The organism is Eubacterium ventriosum (assembly GCF_025150745.1).
GTDB lineage: Bacteria > Bacillota > Clostridia > Lachnospirales > Lachnospiraceae > Eubacterium_G > Eubacterium_G ventriosum.
On sequence record NZ_CP102282.1, the window covers coordinates 1,809,868 to 1,826,815 of the forward strand.

The 16,948-nt window shown below is 33.2% G+C and carries 16 protein-coding genes; 14 read left to right on the plus strand and 2 right to left on the minus strand.

Annotated features, from left to right (window positions below; translation table 11 throughout):
- Positions 1-119: 119 nt before the first annotated feature.
- On the minus strand, positions 120-467 hold the full coding sequence (locus tag NQ558_RS08115; RefSeq protein WP_005362836.1) for a helix-turn-helix domain-containing protein: 348 nt from the start codon (positions 465-467) through the stop codon (positions 120-122).
- 329 nt (positions 468-796) lie between these two features.
- On the opposite strand from NQ558_RS08115, the gene recA reads away from it, so the two are divergent.
- From recA to xerD, 7 genes are all read left to right on the plus strand, one after another.
- A complete protein-coding gene (gene recA / locus NQ558_RS08120) occupies positions 797-1,834 on the plus strand; it encodes a recombinase RecA (protein ID WP_040447052.1) in 1,038 nt (345 codons plus the stop codon).
- 22 nt (positions 1,835-1,856) lie between these two features.
- Positions 1,857-2,486: a regulatory protein RecX gene (locus tag NQ558_RS08125; protein WP_005362833.1), complete on the plus strand. Its 630-nt coding sequence runs from the start codon at positions 1,857-1,859 to the stop codon at positions 2,484-2,486.
- Between the two features lie 210 nt (positions 2,487-2,696).
- On the plus strand, positions 2,697-4,250 hold the full coding sequence (gene rny / locus NQ558_RS08130) for a ribonuclease Y (protein WP_242652143.1): 1,554 nt from the start codon (positions 2,697-2,699) through the stop codon (positions 4,248-4,250).
- A gap of 157 nt (positions 4,251-4,407) precedes the next feature.
- On the plus strand, positions 4,408-5,202 hold the full coding sequence (gene proC, locus NQ558_RS08135; protein ID WP_040447050.1) for a pyrroline-5-carboxylate reductase: 795 nt from the start codon (positions 4,408-4,410) through the stop codon (positions 5,200-5,202).
- 38 nt (positions 5,203-5,240) lie between these two features.
- Complete coding sequence (locus NQ558_RS08140; protein ID WP_005362827.1) at positions 5,241-5,789, plus strand: NUDIX domain-containing protein; 549 nt, start codon at positions 5,241-5,243, stop codon at positions 5,787-5,789.
- A 55-nt stretch (positions 5,790-5,844) separates the two neighbouring features.
- Positions 5,845-6,282 carry a hypothetical protein gene (locus tag NQ558_RS08145; protein ID WP_005362825.1) on the plus strand — a complete coding sequence of 146 codons (438 nt, stop codon included), beginning with the start codon at positions 5,845-5,847 and terminating at the stop codon, positions 6,280-6,282.
- 157 nt (positions 6,283-6,439) lie between these two features.
- A complete protein-coding gene (gene xerD, locus NQ558_RS08150; protein WP_005362824.1) occupies positions 6,440-7,327 on the plus strand; it encodes a site-specific tyrosine recombinase XerD in 888 nt (295 codons plus the stop codon).
- Between the two features lie 156 nt (positions 7,328-7,483).
- Here the strand turns inward: xerD and NQ558_RS08155 are convergent, their stop codons facing one another.
- Positions 7,484-8,512, minus strand: a complete 1,029-nt coding sequence (locus NQ558_RS08155) for a 3-deoxy-7-phosphoheptulonate synthase (RefSeq protein WP_005362822.1) — start codon at positions 8,510-8,512, stop codon at positions 7,484-7,486.
- Positions 8,513-8,789: 277 nt separating this feature from the next.
- Here NQ558_RS08155 and NQ558_RS08160 point away from each other — a divergent pair, with 277 nt between their 5' ends.
- From NQ558_RS08160 to NQ558_RS08190, 7 genes are all read left to right on the plus strand, one after another.
- Complete coding sequence (locus tag NQ558_RS08160) at positions 8,790-10,019, plus strand: phosphopentomutase (protein ID WP_005362820.1); 1,230 nt, start codon at positions 8,790-8,792, stop codon at positions 10,017-10,019.
- Entirely contained in the window at positions 9,998-10,759 is a 762-nt protein-coding gene (gene udp, locus NQ558_RS08165) for a uridine phosphorylase (RefSeq protein WP_005362818.1), read from the plus strand. The genes NQ558_RS08160 and udp overlap by 22 nt, the downstream gene beginning before the upstream one ends.
- Positions 10,749-12,908 carry an LTA synthase family protein gene (locus NQ558_RS08170; RefSeq protein WP_005362817.1) on the plus strand — a complete coding sequence of 720 codons (2,160 nt, stop codon included), beginning with the start codon at positions 10,749-10,751 and terminating at the stop codon, positions 12,906-12,908. The genes udp and NQ558_RS08170 overlap by 11 nt, the downstream gene beginning before the upstream one ends.
- An 81-nt stretch (positions 12,909-12,989) precedes the next feature.
- Positions 12,990-14,153, plus strand: coding sequence for a D-alanyl-D-alanine carboxypeptidase family protein (locus tag NQ558_RS08175; protein WP_005362815.1), 1,164 nt, complete (start codon positions 12,990-12,992; stop codon positions 14,151-14,153).
- Positions 14,154-14,219: 66 nt separating this feature from the next.
- Positions 14,220-14,963, plus strand: coding sequence for a segregation and condensation protein A (locus NQ558_RS08180; RefSeq protein WP_005362814.1), 744 nt, complete (start codon positions 14,220-14,222; stop codon positions 14,961-14,963).
- A 21-nt stretch (positions 14,964-14,984) separates the two neighbouring features.
- Positions 14,985-15,551: an SMC-Scp complex subunit ScpB gene (gene scpB, locus NQ558_RS08185; protein ID WP_005362811.1), complete on the plus strand. Its 567-nt coding sequence runs from the start codon at positions 14,985-14,987 to the stop codon at positions 15,549-15,551.
- Positions 15,552-15,676: 125 nt separating this feature from the next.
- Positions 15,677-16,867: a D-alanyl-D-alanine carboxypeptidase family protein gene (locus NQ558_RS08190; RefSeq protein WP_050750980.1), complete on the plus strand. Its 1,191-nt coding sequence runs from the start codon at positions 15,677-15,679 to the stop codon at positions 16,865-16,867.
- Positions 16,868-16,948: the final 81 nt, after the last annotated feature.

Genomic DNA, 16,948 nt, shown 5'->3' on the forward strand with positions numbered 1-16,948 from the left:
TGTCAAAAATATTGAACAATATAGAAAATAGGTTACATTGATTTTGTGTAACCTATTTTTTATTTCATATGTAGTAAATCTAAATGAAACTTTGTTATACTTATATGAAAGATTAACTATTATTGTAGGTCTTTTATTATTTTGAGTATTTTTTCTTTTAAAACAGTATCACATTTTTTTAGCTCTAAAATTATCTGTTGGTCAAGTGATTCGTTGTCGGAAGAATATTCTTCGCTGACAACATAGTCAAGGGTTGTGTTCATGGCTTTACATATGTAAACTAACGTGTTAAGTGATACTTTGCTATGGCAGTTTTCGATATTGCTTATATGGCTTACATTTACATCTGCGGCAGTTGCAAGATATTCCTGGGTAAGTCCCATTGAAACTCGTTTCCTTCTGATTTTGTTGCTTATAGCTTTGTAATTAATCTCTTTCATTTTCGCTACCTCATCTTTCTGTTTCATTAAATTTTATTATGAATGAAAATGTTACTTAATAAGCCGTAACTATAAAATGTTTACCCACAGGAAAAATATGGAAAAAGATTAATCAATATTTTTAAAAAATCACATTAAATCCCCAAGAATTATAAAAATGTATGATAAAAATTCAATTATTATGTTGCTTATTGAATGAACAAGTAGTAAGATGTACTTATGGTTAAAGCAATGTACGATAAATGCTAATTTACACAGAAAGTTCTATAAAAAATTTTCCGTTGGTATTGACAGGACTAAAATATTATATTAATATTATTACGAACACAAGTTCGAAAAGAGAGGAAGACGACGAGATGAATAAAGAAGATAAATTAAAAGCATTGGATGCAGCCATTGCGCAGATTGAAAGACAGCATGGTAAAGGTTCAATTATGAAGTTAGGAGATTCAGGTAAGTCTATGAATGTGGAAACTATTCCTACAGGTTCTTTAAGCTTGGATCTTGCTTTGGGTATGGGAGGAATACCTAAGGGCAGAGTAGTTGAAATCTATGGACCTGAATCAAGTGGTAAGACTACTGTAGCTCTTCATATGATTGCGGAAGTTCAGAAGAGAGGCGGAGTTGCAGGTTTTATTGATGCAGAACATGCACTTGATCCTGTATATGCTAAGGCTATAGGTGTTGATATTGATAATTTATATATTTCACAGCCTGACTATGGAGAACAGGCGCTTGAAATTACTGAAACAATGGTAAGATCAGGTGCAGTTGACATTATAGTAGTTGACTCTGTTGCAGCATTAGTTCCTAAGGCCGAAATTGACGGCGAAATGGGTGAATCTCATATGGGACAGCATGCACGTCTCATGTCACAGGCATTACGTAAATTAACAGGTATTATGAACAAGACAGGATGTACTGTAATTTTTATTAACCAGTTAAGAGAGAAGATTGGTGTAATGTTTGGTAACCCTGAAACAACTACAGGTGGTAGAGCGTTAAAATTCTACGCTTCTGTTAGAATGGATGTTAGAAGAGTTGAAACACTTAAGACAGGTGGCGAGATGGTAGGTAACCGCGCAAGAGTTAAGGTTGTTAAGAATAAGATTGCACCACCATTTAAGGAAGCTGAATTTGATATTATGTTTGGTAAGGGTATATCAAGAGAAGGAGATATTCTTGACTTGGCAGCTAACTGTGGTGTTGTTATTAAGAGTGGTTCATGGTATGCATATAATAATGAGAAGATTGGTCAGGGACGTGAGAATGCCAAGAAGTACTTTATGGAGAATCCTGCAGTAATGGAAGAAGTTGAACAGAAAGTTAGAGATTTCTATAACATTGACGGAACACAGCAGGAAGAAGCAGAACAGCCTGTAGGTGAAGAATAATATAGAATTGCAATAAGGGATTATGATTAGGGTTGTGCGGATAGAGCCTTATAAGAACAGAAACAAAGTTGTATTGGATAATGAAGAGAAGTTTCTACTGTATAAGGGTGATATTAGAAAGTTTAAATTAGAAAGTAATCAGGAAATTTCTAAAGTAACATATAATGAGATTAAACAGCTATTATATGAGCGTGGAAAAGAAAGAGCTTTATATATTCTTGATAAGACTTTCAAGACTGAAAAGCAGATTAAGGATAAACTAATTCAGGGAATGTACCCTGAGGATGTTATCAAGAGGATTCTTGAATTCCTTAAGAAGTACGACATTATTAATGACAAGAGATATGCTTCAATGTACATTGAGTATAAGGGTAAAACCAGAAGCGGAAGACAGATATCTCAGGATTTAATGATTAAGGGAATATCTAAGGATATAATTAGCGAAAGCTTTGAATCAACTGATTATTCAGATGTTGACTCTTTAAAGAAGATTATTGATAAGAGAGCTAAAAGATATAATCTGGATGACAGGAAGGATTTGCAGAAGTTGTATCAATATCTAATGGGAAAAGGCTATAAATATTCAGATATAAAGAATGAATTATCAGAGTATTTTGAACATTTGGAAAGTCAATTTGATGATGAAATTTAAGTCGTTATAGTGATTGAGTAATCTTTGACTTAAATGGTTTCAGTGAGAAGAATTATTGCTACAATATGTATTAGTTTTCTCATTATTTTACACGACATATTGTTGGAATCTATTCAAAATCTATTAGTGGTTTACTTGACATAAGTATACTAATAAAGTAAAATAGATTTGTTGTATTGTACAATGAAAACTAAATAAGGAGGTGCTCCTGTGAATACTACTACTTGGATTATTGTATTGATTGTAGTGGCTATAGTAGTTGCACTGATTTCCGCTTTTATCGCAACACAGGTTAGAAAGAATGTTGTAGAGAAGAAGATAGGTTCAGCAGAGGGGAAGGCTAGAGAGATTATTGATGAAGCAATAAAGTCAGCTGAAGCTAAGAAGAAGGAAGCTCTTTTGGAAGCTAAGGAAGAGAACCTTAAAGCAAAGAACGAACTTGATAAGGAAATCAAAGAACGAAGAGCTGAAGTACAACGATATGAAAAGAGAGTTCTCAACAAGGAAGAGGCTATTGAAAGAAAGTCAGAGTCTCTTGAAAAGAAAGAGAACAGTCTGAAGAATAAGGAAGAAAAGTTAGCCGAAGCTCAGACTAAAGTAGACGAATTAAGCGAAAAACGCGTACAGGAACTTGAAAGAATCTCTGGATTAACCTCCGAACAGGCAAAAGAATATTTGTTGAAAACTGTTGAAGAAGAAGTTAAAATTGAAACTGCAAAATTAGTGAAAGAATTAGAATCTCAAGCTAAGGAAGAAGCTGATAAGAAAGCTAAGGAGATAGTAGTAAATGCTATCCAGAAATGTGCTACTGATCATGTTTCAGAAACAACTATTTCTGTAGTTTCACTACCTAATGATGAAATGAAAGGTAGAATTATTGGTAGAGAGGGAAGAAATATTAGAACTCTTGAATCACTTACAGGTGTTGATTTGATTATCGATGATACACCGGAAGCTGTTGTTTTATCAGGATTTGATCCAATCAGAAGAGAGATTGCAAGAATTGCACTTGAAAAGCTGATTGTAGACGGACGAATCCAGCCAACAAGAATAGAAGAAATGGTAAATAAGGCTCGAAAAGAAGTAGAGACTATGATTCGTGAAGAAGGTGAAGCAGCAACATTAGAGGTAGGTGTACATGGAATACATCCTGAACTTGTAAAACTTCTTGGTAAGATGAAGTTTAGAACAAGTTATGGACAAAATGCTTTGAAACACTCAATTGAAGTTGCACATCTTTCAGGATTGTTAGCGGCTGAGATGGGATTAGATGTAAGAATTGCTAAGAGAGCAGGTTTATTACATGATATAGGTAAAGCAGTTGACCATGAAATGGAAGGCACACATATTCAGCTTGGTGTAGACTTATGTAGAAAATACAAAGAGTCAGCAGTTGTTATTAATGCTGTTGAAGCACACCATGGTGACGTTGAACCTGAAAATCTTATTGCATGTATCGTTCAGGCTGCAGATGCTATTTCTGCTGCAAGACCAGGTGCAAGAAGAGAAACACTTGAGACATACACAAATAGACTTAAACAGTTAGAAGATATTACAAATTCATTCGAGGGAGTGGACAAATCTTTTGCCATTCAGGCAGGTAGAGAGATTCGAGTTATGGTTATTCCTGAAAAGGTTACAGATGCCGATATGGTGTTAATGGCTAGAGATATTTCTAAACAGATTGAAGCTGAGTTAGAATATCCGGGACAGATTAAGGTTAACGTTGTTAGGGAATCCAGAGCAATAGATTACGCAAAATAAATCTACAAATAATAGGTGTTATATATTACTTAGTGTTATATATAACACCTTTTCTTTTTTTCTATAATGGGATATACTTTAATATATTACAGTGTCAAAAGATTTTTTGATAACTTAATCTTTATGATAAATGTGTGAAAATATGGAGGTATACAAAATGGATATGATTGGTTTTATTGGTATGGGAAATATGGGAACGGCTATGCTAAAGGGAGCAAAAAGAACATTTGATGGTTCCCAGATTATATTTCATAGAAAATCAGTGGATAAAATGAAAAAATTGGCAGAAGAAGAAAAGGTGAATTATGCCATGTCTAATTCAGAAGTGGTTGAAAAGTCAAAGTACATAATTTTGGCAATAAAGCCTCAAATGTTTGAAAAAGTTATAGATGAAATAAATGACAGTTTAGACAATGATAAAGTTATTATTTCTCTTGCACCGGGATTTACAATTACTCAGTTAAAAGAAAAATTAAAAGCCGGCAGAATTGTAAGAAGCATGCCTAATACTCCAGCTATGATTGGAGAAGGAATGACGGGAGTATGTTTTGATGAAAATGAATTTGATGAAAATGAAATAGATGTTATTAATAAGATTTTTGAGGCAACAGGAAAAGCAAAGAAGGTTGACGAAAAACTTATGAATAGTGTTGTCTGTGCTAGCGGAAGTTCACCGGCGTATGTGTTTATGTTCATTGAAGCATTGGCAGACAGTGCCGTAAAATGCGGATTGCCTAGAAAGGATGCTTATGAATTTGTTGCACAGACAGTTTTAGGTTCTGCTAAGTTGATGCTTGAAACAGGAAAGCATCCGGGAGAATTAAAGGATATGGTATGTTCACCTGGCGGAACAACTATTGCAGGAGTTGCCGAATTAGAAAAGAATGGATTTAGAAAAGCAATTTTTGAGGCAACAGATGCATGCTTTAATAAATGTAATAACATTAAATAAGCATATTAAAAAATATAGAAAGTGAGGCTAATATAAATATGAGCAATATTGGCAATTTTAAAAGAGTAGGACGTGAAGTTGTTTATAAGGGAAAGATTCTTGAGTTTTGTCAGGATGAAATCCAAACATCTAAAGGTCATCATGTAACATGGGATTTTCTTAACCACAAGGGTGCGGCAGCTATTGTGCCTGTAATGGATGATGGAAAGATTCTTATGGTTAAGCAGTGGAGAAATGTTGTGAACAGAGTTTCTCTTGAAATTCCTGCGGGAGCAAAGGACACTGTGGAAGAACCAACTCTTGAATGTGCAACAAGAGAGTTGGAAGAAGAGACTGGTTACAAACCGGGAAGAATGGAATTTCTCCACACAATAGTTCCGGCTGTTGCTTATTCAGGAGAAATAATAGATATTTATGTGGCATTTGATTTACAAAAATCGCATCAGAATTTTGACGAGGACGAAGATATTGAATTGGTTGCATACACTATTGAAGAATTAATTGAAAAAGTTATGTCAAATGAAATTCAGGATGTAAAGACAATGGCTGCTATTTTGGCATATTATTATAAATACTGTAATAAATAATAAAATAAAACATAGAATTTATAAAAAATATGTGTGACTTACATTGAATATATTTATGAAGAATTTTAAAATCTACACTTTTCTGCTTGGAATAATTGTTGGAACAATTGTTTTTAATGTAATAAGTGTAGATTTTTCTTTTGAAGATATTTATAACATAAAAATAAATAATTTTATTGGAAATTTCATATTTGTAATCTTATATTTGATAAAGTATATAATTTTCTATTCAATACTTATGATTATAAAAGATAAGAATGTAGTGGCGGCATTTCTCCTATTTGCTCAGGGGTTATATTTTTCAGGTTTAATTACAATAATAGTTTATACCCAAAATTATATTTGTATATGTGGAATAATAATTCTAATAACAAAAATAGCCATAATTTTAACACTCTTTAATGAAATGCAGCTTAGAAAAAAGGTGCTGTATGTTTTTGTTACAGTGATAATGGGAGGCTTTTTAGAAAATATTTTGATTTTTTTATTATGAAAAATAACTACATATGGTATTGAAAAAGCAAAAAATAATACATATATTGTATTACTTAAAAATAACAAGTTTTTTAAGAGAAAAATGTGTTTGATTTTCCCTTTAAAGCCTTATATAATAGGTATATCACGCTAAAAGCAGAGGATAGTGAGAAAAGATGCAGAATATAATTGAAGAATTCATTTTACAATTGCATACTAAAAAGGATACTTCAAGCAATACTGAAATTTCATACAAAAGAGATCTTACAAAATTTTTTGAATATTTAAATATTGGCAGTATAGAAGAAATTAAAAATATTACTAAGCATGATTTAGAAGGATACATAAAACATTTAAGTGACATTGGAAGAGCCACAACAACTATATCACGTAATGTCGCATCAATTAAGGCATTTTTTGCTTATTTATATGATGAAGAAATTATGAAGAGCAATCCTTCAGTGGGGTTAAAGGCGCCTAAAATTATTAAGAAGGTACCTGAAATTTTAACTGTAAGTCAGGTAGATGCATTGTTAGAACAGCCATCTAAAAATTCGCCTAAGGAATTAAGAGATAAGGCTATGTTGGAACTTTTATATGCAACAGGAATGAGAGTTACTGAATTAATAACTCTGAAAATGGATGATGTAAATCTGGCACAGGAATATGTGGTTTGCCACGATAGAAAGAAGGAGAGAATTGTTCCTTTTGGTTCGGATGCAAAGAAGGCTTTAGTAAGATATATAACAGATGGAAGAGAGTATTTGTTGGGAGATAACGAAGACAGCGTTATAATGTTCCCTAATTGTCAGGGTGGAGCAATGAGTCGCCAGGGCTTTTGGAAATTAATCAAGATGTATGGCAAAAAAGCGGGCATAGAGACAGAATTGACACCACATACATTAAGACATTCGTTTGCTTCCCATTTAGTTGAAAATGGGGCAGATTTAAAGTCTGTACAAGAAATGCTTGGACATTCTGATATATCAACAACACAGATTTATATGACATCCGGAAATAAAAGAGTGCGAGAAGTATATGCCAAGGCACATCCGAAGGCATAAGATTTACTTTAAAAGAAAAGTTAAAGTAATGTGATATGATTGAAAACAATATTGAATATTATAAGTAGTGAGAAAGGAACAGCGTAGACTGTTCCTTTTTTAGTGTGGTATGTAGATTTATATAAGTGTAATTTGATTACACATTTCACACCATCTTTAAGCTTCTTCAGCAATGATGTGTAATAATTTTTCAGTGTCATCCCATCCTAAGCATGGATCAGTAATTGATTTACCATAAATATGTTCATCAACTTTTTGGTTGCCACCTTCGATATAGCTTTCAATCATTAAGCCTTTTACAAAGCCCTTTAAGTCATTTGAATGTTTACGGTTATGCATGATTTCCTTAGCAATACGAATCTGCTCCATATATTTTTTGTTTGAATTTGAATGGTTACAGTCAATAACTAAAGCAGGATTAGCAAATCCCTTATCTTTGTACATTTCGTATAAGTTAACCATATCTTCATAATGGTAGTTAGGAATGCACTGTCCGTACTGATTAACGGCACCACGTAAAATTGCATGTGCCAAATCGTTACCTGTTGTCTGAACATCCCATCCTCTGTAAAGGAATGAATGAGATGACTGCGCTGCTTCAATAGAGTTAAGCATGATTGACAAGTCTCCGCTTGTAGGATTCTTCATGCCTACAGGAATATCCATACCGCTGGCTGTAAGTCTGTGCTGCTGATCTTCAACTGATCTTGCACCAACTGCCACATATGAAAGACAATCTGAAAAATATCTTGCATTCTCAGGATAAAGCATTTCATCTGCAAGAGGGAATCCTGTATCTTCCATAATCTTTAAGAACATCTGTCTTATAGTAATTAAACCCTGAAGTAAGTCAGGTTTCTTTTCAGGATCAGGCTGATGAAGCATACCTTTGTAACCCTTACCTGTTGTACGAGGCTTGTTAGTGTAAACACGAGGAATAATAAAAAGCTTATCTTTAACTTCTTCCTGAACTCTTGCAAGTCTTCCAACATAATCTTCAACAGCTTCCTGATTATCTGCTGAACACGGTCCGATTATTACAGCAAATTTATCACTTTCACCTGTAAAAATCTTTCTGATTTCTTCGTCATTGAGTTGTTTCTGTTTTTCAACTGCCTCTGGAACAGGGTACATAGTTTTAATTTCCAAAGGTGTGGGTAATTTTCTAAAAAATGTGCTACTCATAGTTGGTCTCCTTTTTCCCTATTAGAAATATATATTTGTTCAATAAATTTCTATAGGACAGTATAACATAAATGCCTTATTTTTCAATAAAAAGGACATAAATGCAGAAGAAAAAGGTCAGAAAATGTGGTATAAATATGATAAAACATAGTAGAAAATGAAAAAATATAGTATAATGCATTTTAACAGAAATATTTTATGGGATTATAGTTCAGCAAGATTCTATTAATCTGTAATTATACAATAATGAAAAATAAAAGTAGAAAGGGGAAGTGGTATGTTTAAAAGAGTGATTTGGATTATACTTGACAGTGTTGGCATTGGGGAATTGCCTGATGCAGATTTGTTTGGAGATGTGGGAGCGGACACATTAGGACACATTTTCGAAACAATTAAAGATTATAATCTACCTAATATGGGAAAATTAGGACTTGGAAACATTGATGGAATAGCAGAATCTATTAAGAAATCAGATGCTACAGACCATGACATAATATCCGGTTCTGCCAAGAAATTGGAGCCTGTAGGTATATATGGAAAGGCTAAGGAAGTATCTGCCGGAAAGGATACAACAGTTGGTCATTTTGAAATGACAGGCATTTGGACTAAACAGAAGTTTCCAACTTATCCTAATGGTTTTCCTAAAGAGATAATAGACAGATTTATTGAAGAGTCAGGAATACCGGGAGTGTTGTACAATGGAGTGGCTTCAGGAACAGAAGTTATAAAACAGTATGGAGTTGAACATGAAAAGACTAAGAAACCTATTGTTTATACTTCAGCGGACAGCGTATTTCAAATTGCCTGCAACGAAGATGTGTACTCACCTGAAGAATTGTACAGAATATGTATGGTTGCACGAAAGATTCTTGTTGGGAAAAATCAGGTTGCGAGAGTAATTGCAAGACCTTTTGTGGACAAAAATGGAGTTTATACAAGAACATCTAATAGAAAGGATTTTTCAGTTGAACCGGAAGATGGTAACCTTTTAGATGTTTTAAACAAGAATAATATTAATGTATGGGCTGTTGGAAAAATAAATGATATTTTCTGCGGAAAAGGAATAAATAAGGCAGTTCACATTGACGACAATATGGACGGAGTTGATAAGACTTTAATGTTTATGAATGAAATGGACAAGGGACTTATTTTTACAAATCTTGTAGAATTTGACTCTAAATGGGGCCACAGAAGAGATGTGGACGGGTACAGCAGGGGACTCGTGGATTTTGATAACCGATTACCTGAAATTATCAGTAATCTTAGAGATGACGACTTGCTTATAATAAATGCAGACCATGGATGTGATCCGACTTTTAAGGGAACAGATCACACAAGAGAATACATTCCGGTTCTTATGTATGGAAAAAAAGCAAACAGTGGAGTGAATCTTCACGTGTTGAATACTTTTGCAGACATAGGTCAGACAATTGCAGACAATTTTGGGTGCAAGATTGCTATGGGAACAAGCAGATTGGAGGAAATATGGAAAAACAATATCATATAAAACTTTCAAGTGAAGATATAGGAAAATATGTTATTTTGCCGGGAGACCCGGGAAGATGTAAAGAGATTGCTAAATATTTTGATGAACCTAAATTTGTTACATCAAATAGAGAATATACAACATATACGGGTACTATTTTAGGAGAAAAAGTTTCAGTAACATCTACAGGAATAGGAGGCCCGTCAGCAGCAATTGCAATGGAAGAATTAGTGGCCTGTGGCGCACATACTTTTGTAAGAATAGGAACTTGCGGAGGGATTAATACTAAAGTTAAGTCAGGTGATATGGTTATAGCAACAGGCGCAATAAGAATGGAGGGTACAAGTAGGGAGTATGCTCCAATAGAATATCCTGCAGTACCTGATTTTCAGGTTGCTACAGCGTTGGTCCAGGCGTGCAAAGAGTTAAATAAACCATATCATTGTGGAGTTGTTCAGTGTAAGGATTCTTTTTATGGACAGCATAATCCTAACAGAATGCCAGTTTCTTATGAACTACTTAACAAATGGGAAGCCTGGAAAAGGTTAGGTGTACTTGCAAGTGAAATGGAATCAGCAGCTTTGTTTACTGTTGCAGATTCTTTGGGGGTAAGATGTGGTTCTGTTTTCAATGTTATTTGGAATCAGGAAAGAAAAGCATTAGGGTATGAGGAACCGGACTGTCTAGATACTGACATTGCTGTCAGAGCAGCGGTTTTGGCAATAAAACTATTAATAGAGGAAAGTAAAAATGACAGATAATGAAAAAATAAGGTCTACGCTAAGTAAAAAAGTAAAAAAAACAAAAGATTCTTTTCATACAGCATATAATAAACATACAATTTATATGTATATTGTAGTTGCCTTAGTGTTAACCTTTATAGTTGAAATGATTGCAGGTATTGCAGCTTTTGATCACTCAAAGATGTATGGAGTTTATTTTCTTATAGGTTCTCCATATGTGTTCATATGTAATGCATTTATAGTTATGATGACGTTATCTTTTACACTTTTGTTGAGAAAACGTATTTTTTGGATTAGTGTAATTTCAGTAATGTGGATAATACTTGGAGTTACCAACGGTGTGCTTGTGGCAACAAGGGTAACACCACTTACTGCATCAGATTTCAGATTAATTGACAGTGCTTTTTCAATTATGGACAAGTATTTTTCTATTTGGCAGATTATTCTTGTTATAATTGGAGTAATAGCAGCTTTGGCAGTTCTTGTGTTACTGTTTTTCAGGGCACCAAAAGTAGACCATAAGATTAAGTATGGACGAAACATAGTTGCAATTGTTTTAATATGGGTTATTGGAATGGGTGCAATTAATTTGGGAATTGCTTCAGGTCTTATTAATAAGAAATTTGGAAACTTAAGAGATAGTTATTTTAAATATGGCTTTGCATACTGTTTTACTAACAGCGTTTTAAATACGGGAATACAGAAGCCTAAAAATTATTCAGCAAGCTCAATTAAAAAGATTGTTGATGAAGAAGAAAGTCAGGCAACGGAGGCAACAGAGAAGACACCTAATATTATTTTTCTTCAGTTAGAGTCATTCTTTGACCTTAATAATATGACAAATATTAAGCTTTCAGATAATCCTGTACCTAATTTCGAAAAATTATACAATGAGTGTCCAAGTGGATATTTAACTGTTCCGGTAGTTGGAGCAGGAACTGTAAATACTGAATTTGAAATAATGACAGGAATGAACCTTGACGATTTTGGCTCAGGAGAACTTCCATTTAAGACTGTTTTAACAAATCATACAAGTGAAAGCATTTGCTATAACTTAAAAGAATACGGTTACAAATGTCACGCAATTCATAATAATACAGCAACATTTTATGGAAGAAACAAGGTATTTTCTAACCTTGGTTATGATACATTTTCATCTATAGAAACTATGAATGTTACAGAATTTACTCCAACAGGATGGGCGAAAGATAAGTTCTTAAAAGATGAAATTTTGGATACACTTGATCTTACAACTGAGCAGGATTTTATTTATGCAATTTCAGTTCAGGGACATGGGTCATATAGTGTTGACGACAGCTACGAATCAAAAATCAAAGTTACAGGTTTAGATGACGAAAGCTTAACAAAGGAATATGAATATTATGCCGACCAGACCAGGGAAATGGATAAGTTTATAGGAAGTCTTGTTAAGGCTTTAAAGAAACGTAAAGAGGAAACCATACTTGTTATGTACGGAGACCATTTACCTTCTCTCGGTATAACTGCCGAAAATCTAAAGAATAAGAACGTATATCAGACTCAGTATGTTATTTGGAGTAATTTTGACAATGATTATTACAAAAACAAAAAGGTTAAGGCTTATCAGTTAGAGTCAAGAATTTTAAAGCCGCTTAAGATGACAGCCGGAGTTATTAATAACTATACACAGTTCCATAGAAAGGACAGTGATTATAAGGAGAACCTTAAAAATTTGGCATATGATATGCTTTATGGTGATAATTATGCCAGTGGCGAGGAAAATCCTTATGTTGCAACAGATTTGCAACTAGGAATACATCCGGCAAGGTTAACAAACATACAGCAGGTATATGAAGATGATGTTATAGACGGATTTTTCTATGGTGAAAATTTTAATACTTACAGTAAGGTTTACATTAACGATGAAGAAATGGAAACAGACTTTATTGATAACAATACGTTAATGGTAAGAGACTGTAACATTAAATATGGCGACAAAGTAGTTGTATGCCAGCAGGACGCAGATGGAGTAATTTTAACTCAAACAGATGAGTTTACTTATAGTGAAGATGAAATTAAACCACCTAATTATACGCCACCTGAAACAAAAAAGGCGAAAGCAACTAAAAAGTCAAAGAAATCTAAAAAGTCAAAGAAGAATAAGGAAGCAGAAACAACTTCTAAATAAAAGAATTTTAAACTTAAAAAATATGAATATATATGTTTTTTCTCCATTACAATATAATAAATGTAGTGGAGTTTTTTTGTTATGAAAAAAATGATAGCAATAGTAATGGTAATTGTAATAATATCGCAGGTTCCTGTTTTTGGCGAAGAAAGTCATGAACTTAATATTGATTCAAAATCATGCGTATTAATGGAAAGCAGTACAGGAATGGTTTTGTATGAAAACAATCAGAATGAAAAACTTAGTCCTGCAAGCATAACCAAAATAATGACTTTGGTACTTATTTTTGATGCAATACATAGTGGAAAAATAAAGCTTACGGATGTGGCAACAACAAGTGCTTATGCCAAAAGTATGGGAGGCTCTCAGGTTTTTCTGGAAGAGGGAGAAACCCAGACTGTGGAAACACTTATAAAGTGTATTATTATTGCTTCCGGAAATGATGCTTCTGTTGTAATGGCAGAAATGATTGCAGGTTCGGAAGAAGCATTTGTTAAGAAAATGAACGAAAGAGCAAAAAGTCTTGGAATGAACAACACTCATTTTATTGACTGCTGCGGGCTTACGGATTCTGATGACCATTATACAACTGCAAAGGATGTGGCTTTAATGTCCAGAGAGTTAATTGAAAAATATCCTGAAATATTTAAGTATTCGACAATATGGATGGAGTCAATAACCCATAAGACAAAGGCGGGAGAGAAAGAATTTGTACTGTCTAATACCAATAAGCTTTTAAAAACCAATCAGTATGTAAAAGGTCTTAAAACAGGAAGCACCTCAAAAGCAAAATATTGTGTGTCAACGGTGGCAGAAAAGGATGGCGTTCAGTTAATTGCCGTGGTTATGGCTGCACCTGATTATAAAATAAGATTTAAGGAATCAGAAAAACTGATTAACTACGGATTTTCCAATTGTAAGGTTTACACTGACAATGACGGATATAAAACGAAAATAAAAGTAACCAATGGAAAGAAAGACAAAGTTGACATTTCAACTAACAGGTTTTCTTACGTAGATACAAAAGGAAGGGACCTTTCAAAAGTAACAAAAAAGGTATTTGTAAATAAAAAAGTGAAGGCTCCTGTTAAGAAAAATCAAAAAGTAGGCTATATTGAATATTATTTTAATGACAAATCAATTGGAAAAAGTGACATAGTAAGTGTTACAAATGTGGAAAAAGCGGACTATTTTCATACAATAAAATCTTTTGGCTTACGATTACTACAATTACAGTATTCTTAAAAACTATTGAAAAAAACAGGTTTTTTTTGTAAAATCATAAATTGTACTAAAAGAAGAGAGAAAATTATGGAATTAGAAGTTAAGTTACAGGTTTTTGAAGGACCTTTAGATTTATTATTACATTTAATTGAAAAGAATAAAGTAGATATATATGACATTCCAATTGTTGAAATTACGGAACAGTATCTTGATTATGTAAGCAAGATGCCTAAAGATGATTTGGATTTGGCAAGTGAGTTTCTTGTAATGGCAGCAACTCTTATTGATATTAAGAGTAAGATGCTTCTTCCTAAAGAAGTTGATGAGAATGGTGAAGAGATTGATCCAAGAGCAGAACTTGTTGAAAAGCTGATTGAGTATAAGGTATACAAGTATGCGGCTGTGGAACTGCGCGACATGCAGGTTTATGCAGGAAAGTCATTATATAAAGAACCTACAATTCCTGACGAGGTGGCAAAATATGCACCTCCGGTAGATTTAGATAATCTTCTTAAGGACGTGGACCTTGAAAAATTAAATGAGATTTTTAAGATGGTGTTAAAAAGACAGATGGATAAAATTGATCCGGTTAGAAGCACCTTTGGAAAAATCGAAATGGAAGAAGTAAGTCTTCCTGAAAAAATAGATTATGTGGCAAACAAGGTTAAGAAAAAGAAGAGATGCAGTTTTAAGCAGTTGCTTGAAGAACAAAGTTCAAAGATGGAAGTTATTGTTTCATTTTTGGCGGTGCTTGAATTAATTAAAATAGGTCAGATTGAGGTTCATCAGGAAAGAACATTTGACGATATTTATATTGATTCAATAGAATAATATACTAGGCAGGTTTAATATATGGAAATAAATTACGAAGCACAGATTGAGGCCATTCTTTTTACAATGGGTGAATCTGTTGAAATTACAAAAATAGCTAAGGCTTTAGAATTAAAGCCCGGCGAAGTTAAGAAGATTGTAAAATCAATGCAGGAGAAAATGAACGACAGTTCAAGAGGAATAAAAATCATAGAATTAGACGGTGCGTACCAAATGTGTACTAAGCCTGAAATGTATGAGGCGTTAATCAGAGTTGCAAAGCAGCCTAGAAAGCAGGTTTTAACAGATGTTTTAATGGAAACTTTGTCGATTATTGCATATAAGCAGCCTATAACAAAATCTGAAATTGAAAGAATCAGAGGTGTAAAATCTGATTTTGCTGTAAATAAGCTTGTTGAATACGAATTGGTTCAGGAAGTGGGAAGAATGGATACACCGGGAAGACCCTTATTGTTCGGTACAACAGAGGAATTCTTAAGAAGATTTGGTGTTGAATCAGCCGATAGCCTTCCAATGGTTAATCCTGATGTAATCGAAGAATTTAAGCAGGAAGCTGAGGAAGAAGTAACATTAAAATCTAACGATTAAGATTAGTGTATAATTTGATTTAATAACAAAGGAGTTATTTTAAGACCAATTTGAAAGAATATGGTTTTGAGATAGCTCTTTTTTGCATATATTTTATAGATTACATAAAATGGTAATAACATAAATTGAGAATTGGAAGTAAATTAAAAAATTATTTAAAGAATAGTTCTTTAAATTATTCAGGAAAAATATTTATATGCGTTTGTTTAATAATATGCATTACAATAAATTTTTTAAAGGTCAATAGTTTTGGAAAAGATTTAGACCTTAAATCAAAATCAGCAGTTTTGATAGATGGAAATACGGGAAGAATTCTTTATGGCAAAAATGAAAATGAAAAAATGCCAATGGCAAGCACAACTAAGATTATGACTTGTATAGTGGCACTTGAAAGTGGAAAGATGAATCAGATTATTAAAGCTTCTTCTAAGGCTGTATCAATGCCAAAGGTAAAAATGTATGCAAAGAAGGGGGAACAGTACTATCTAAAGGATTTGCTATATGCAATGATGCTTGAAAGTTTTAATGATGCGGCAATGATTGTGGCAGAAGGGATTGGTGGCAGTCAGGAAGAATTTGCAAAAATGATGAATAAAAAAGCAAAAGAAATAGGGGCAAAGAATACTAATTTCGTCACTCCTAACGGACTTGACGCTGATAATCATTATTCCACGGCATATGATATGGCATTAATTGGTGCATATGCCACAAAGAATAAACAATTCAATGAAATTACTAATACTAAATCTTATTCTTTTACTGATGTTTCCGCAAAGAGAAGTATTACAGTAAATAATAAAGATATGTTTTTGGCTATGGATAATGAGGCGATAGGAATAAAAACAGGTTTTACGGGAAAGGCAGGATATTGCTTTGTTGGAGCTGTAAAAAGTAATGGCAGACATTTTGTAAGCTGTGTTCTTGCCTGTGGCTGGCCCCCTAATAAAAGCTACAAGTGGAAAGATACAACAGCATTAATGAATCATGGGAAGAGGGAATATAACGAGAAAAAAATAATAGCTTCCGGAACAAAGTTTCAAATAGAAATTCCTAATGGAACAAAAAAGAAAATCAATGTAGGTGTAAGTGAAGGTTATACGACACTTATTTCAGAAGATGACAATGTTAAATCGGAAACAAATTTTAATTATAAACTGCCAATAAAAAAAAGGGATGTTGTTGGAAATATTATAATAACCATTAATGGGAAAAAGACGAAAAAGATTATGCTGTACGCTTTTGAAAATGTGGAAAAATATGATTATAGATTTGTACTTAAAAAAATAATGAAAAAATTTTTCCTGTTTTACTTATGAATTTATATGTGGTATATTTATACCAAAAATGTATTTAGGTTTTTGAACGTAAAAAACTCAAGCAAACTTGAAATGGAGGAA

What these genes read in the sequence shown, in the direction of transcription:
- NQ558_RS08140 (WP_005362827.1), top strand. Translation starts at nt 5,241, where the DNA reads ATGAGCAATATTGGCAATTTTAAAAGAGTAGGACGTGAAGTTGTTTAT.
- NQ558_RS08175 (WP_005362815.1), top strand. Translation starts at nt 12,990, where the DNA reads ATGAAAAAAATGATAGCAATAGTAATGGTAATTGTAATAATATCGCAG.
- NQ558_RS08160 (WP_005362820.1), top strand. Translation starts at nt 8,790, where the DNA reads ATGTTTAAAAGAGTGATTTGGATTATACTTGACAGTGTTGGCATTGGG.
- NQ558_RS08170 (WP_005362817.1), top strand. Translation starts at nt 10,749, where the DNA reads ATGACAGATAATGAAAAAATAAGGTCTACGCTAAGTAAAAAAGTAAAA.
- NQ558_RS08145 (WP_005362825.1), top strand. Translation starts at nt 5,845, where the DNA reads ATGAAGAATTTTAAAATCTACACTTTTCTGCTTGGAATAATTGTTGGA.
- proC (WP_040447050.1), top strand. Translation starts at nt 4,408, where the DNA reads ATGGATATGATTGGTTTTATTGGTATGGGAAATATGGGAACGGCTATG.
- NQ558_RS08155 (WP_005362822.1), bottom strand. Translation starts at nt 8,512, where the DNA reads ATGAGTAGCACATTTTTTAGAAAATTACCCACACCTTTGGAAATTAAA.
- NQ558_RS08125 (WP_005362833.1), top strand. Translation starts at nt 1,857, where the DNA reads ATGATTAGGGTTGTGCGGATAGAGCCTTATAAGAACAGAAACAAAGTT.
- xerD (WP_005362824.1), top strand. Translation starts at nt 6,440, where the DNA reads ATGCAGAATATAATTGAAGAATTCATTTTACAATTGCATACTAAAAAG.
- scpB (WP_005362811.1), top strand. Translation starts at nt 14,985, where the DNA reads ATGGAAATAAATTACGAAGCACAGATTGAGGCCATTCTTTTTACAATG.
- NQ558_RS08180 (WP_005362814.1), top strand. Translation starts at nt 14,220, where the DNA reads ATGGAATTAGAAGTTAAGTTACAGGTTTTTGAAGGACCTTTAGATTTA.
- recA (WP_040447052.1), top strand. Translation starts at nt 797, where the DNA reads ATGAATAAAGAAGATAAATTAAAAGCATTGGATGCAGCCATTGCGCAG.
- udp (WP_005362818.1), top strand. Translation starts at nt 9,998, where the DNA reads ATGGAAAAACAATATCATATAAAACTTTCAAGTGAAGATATAGGAAAA.
- NQ558_RS08115 (WP_005362836.1), bottom strand. Translation starts at nt 467, where the DNA reads ATGAAACAGAAAGATGAGGTAGCGAAAATGAAAGAGATTAATTACAAA.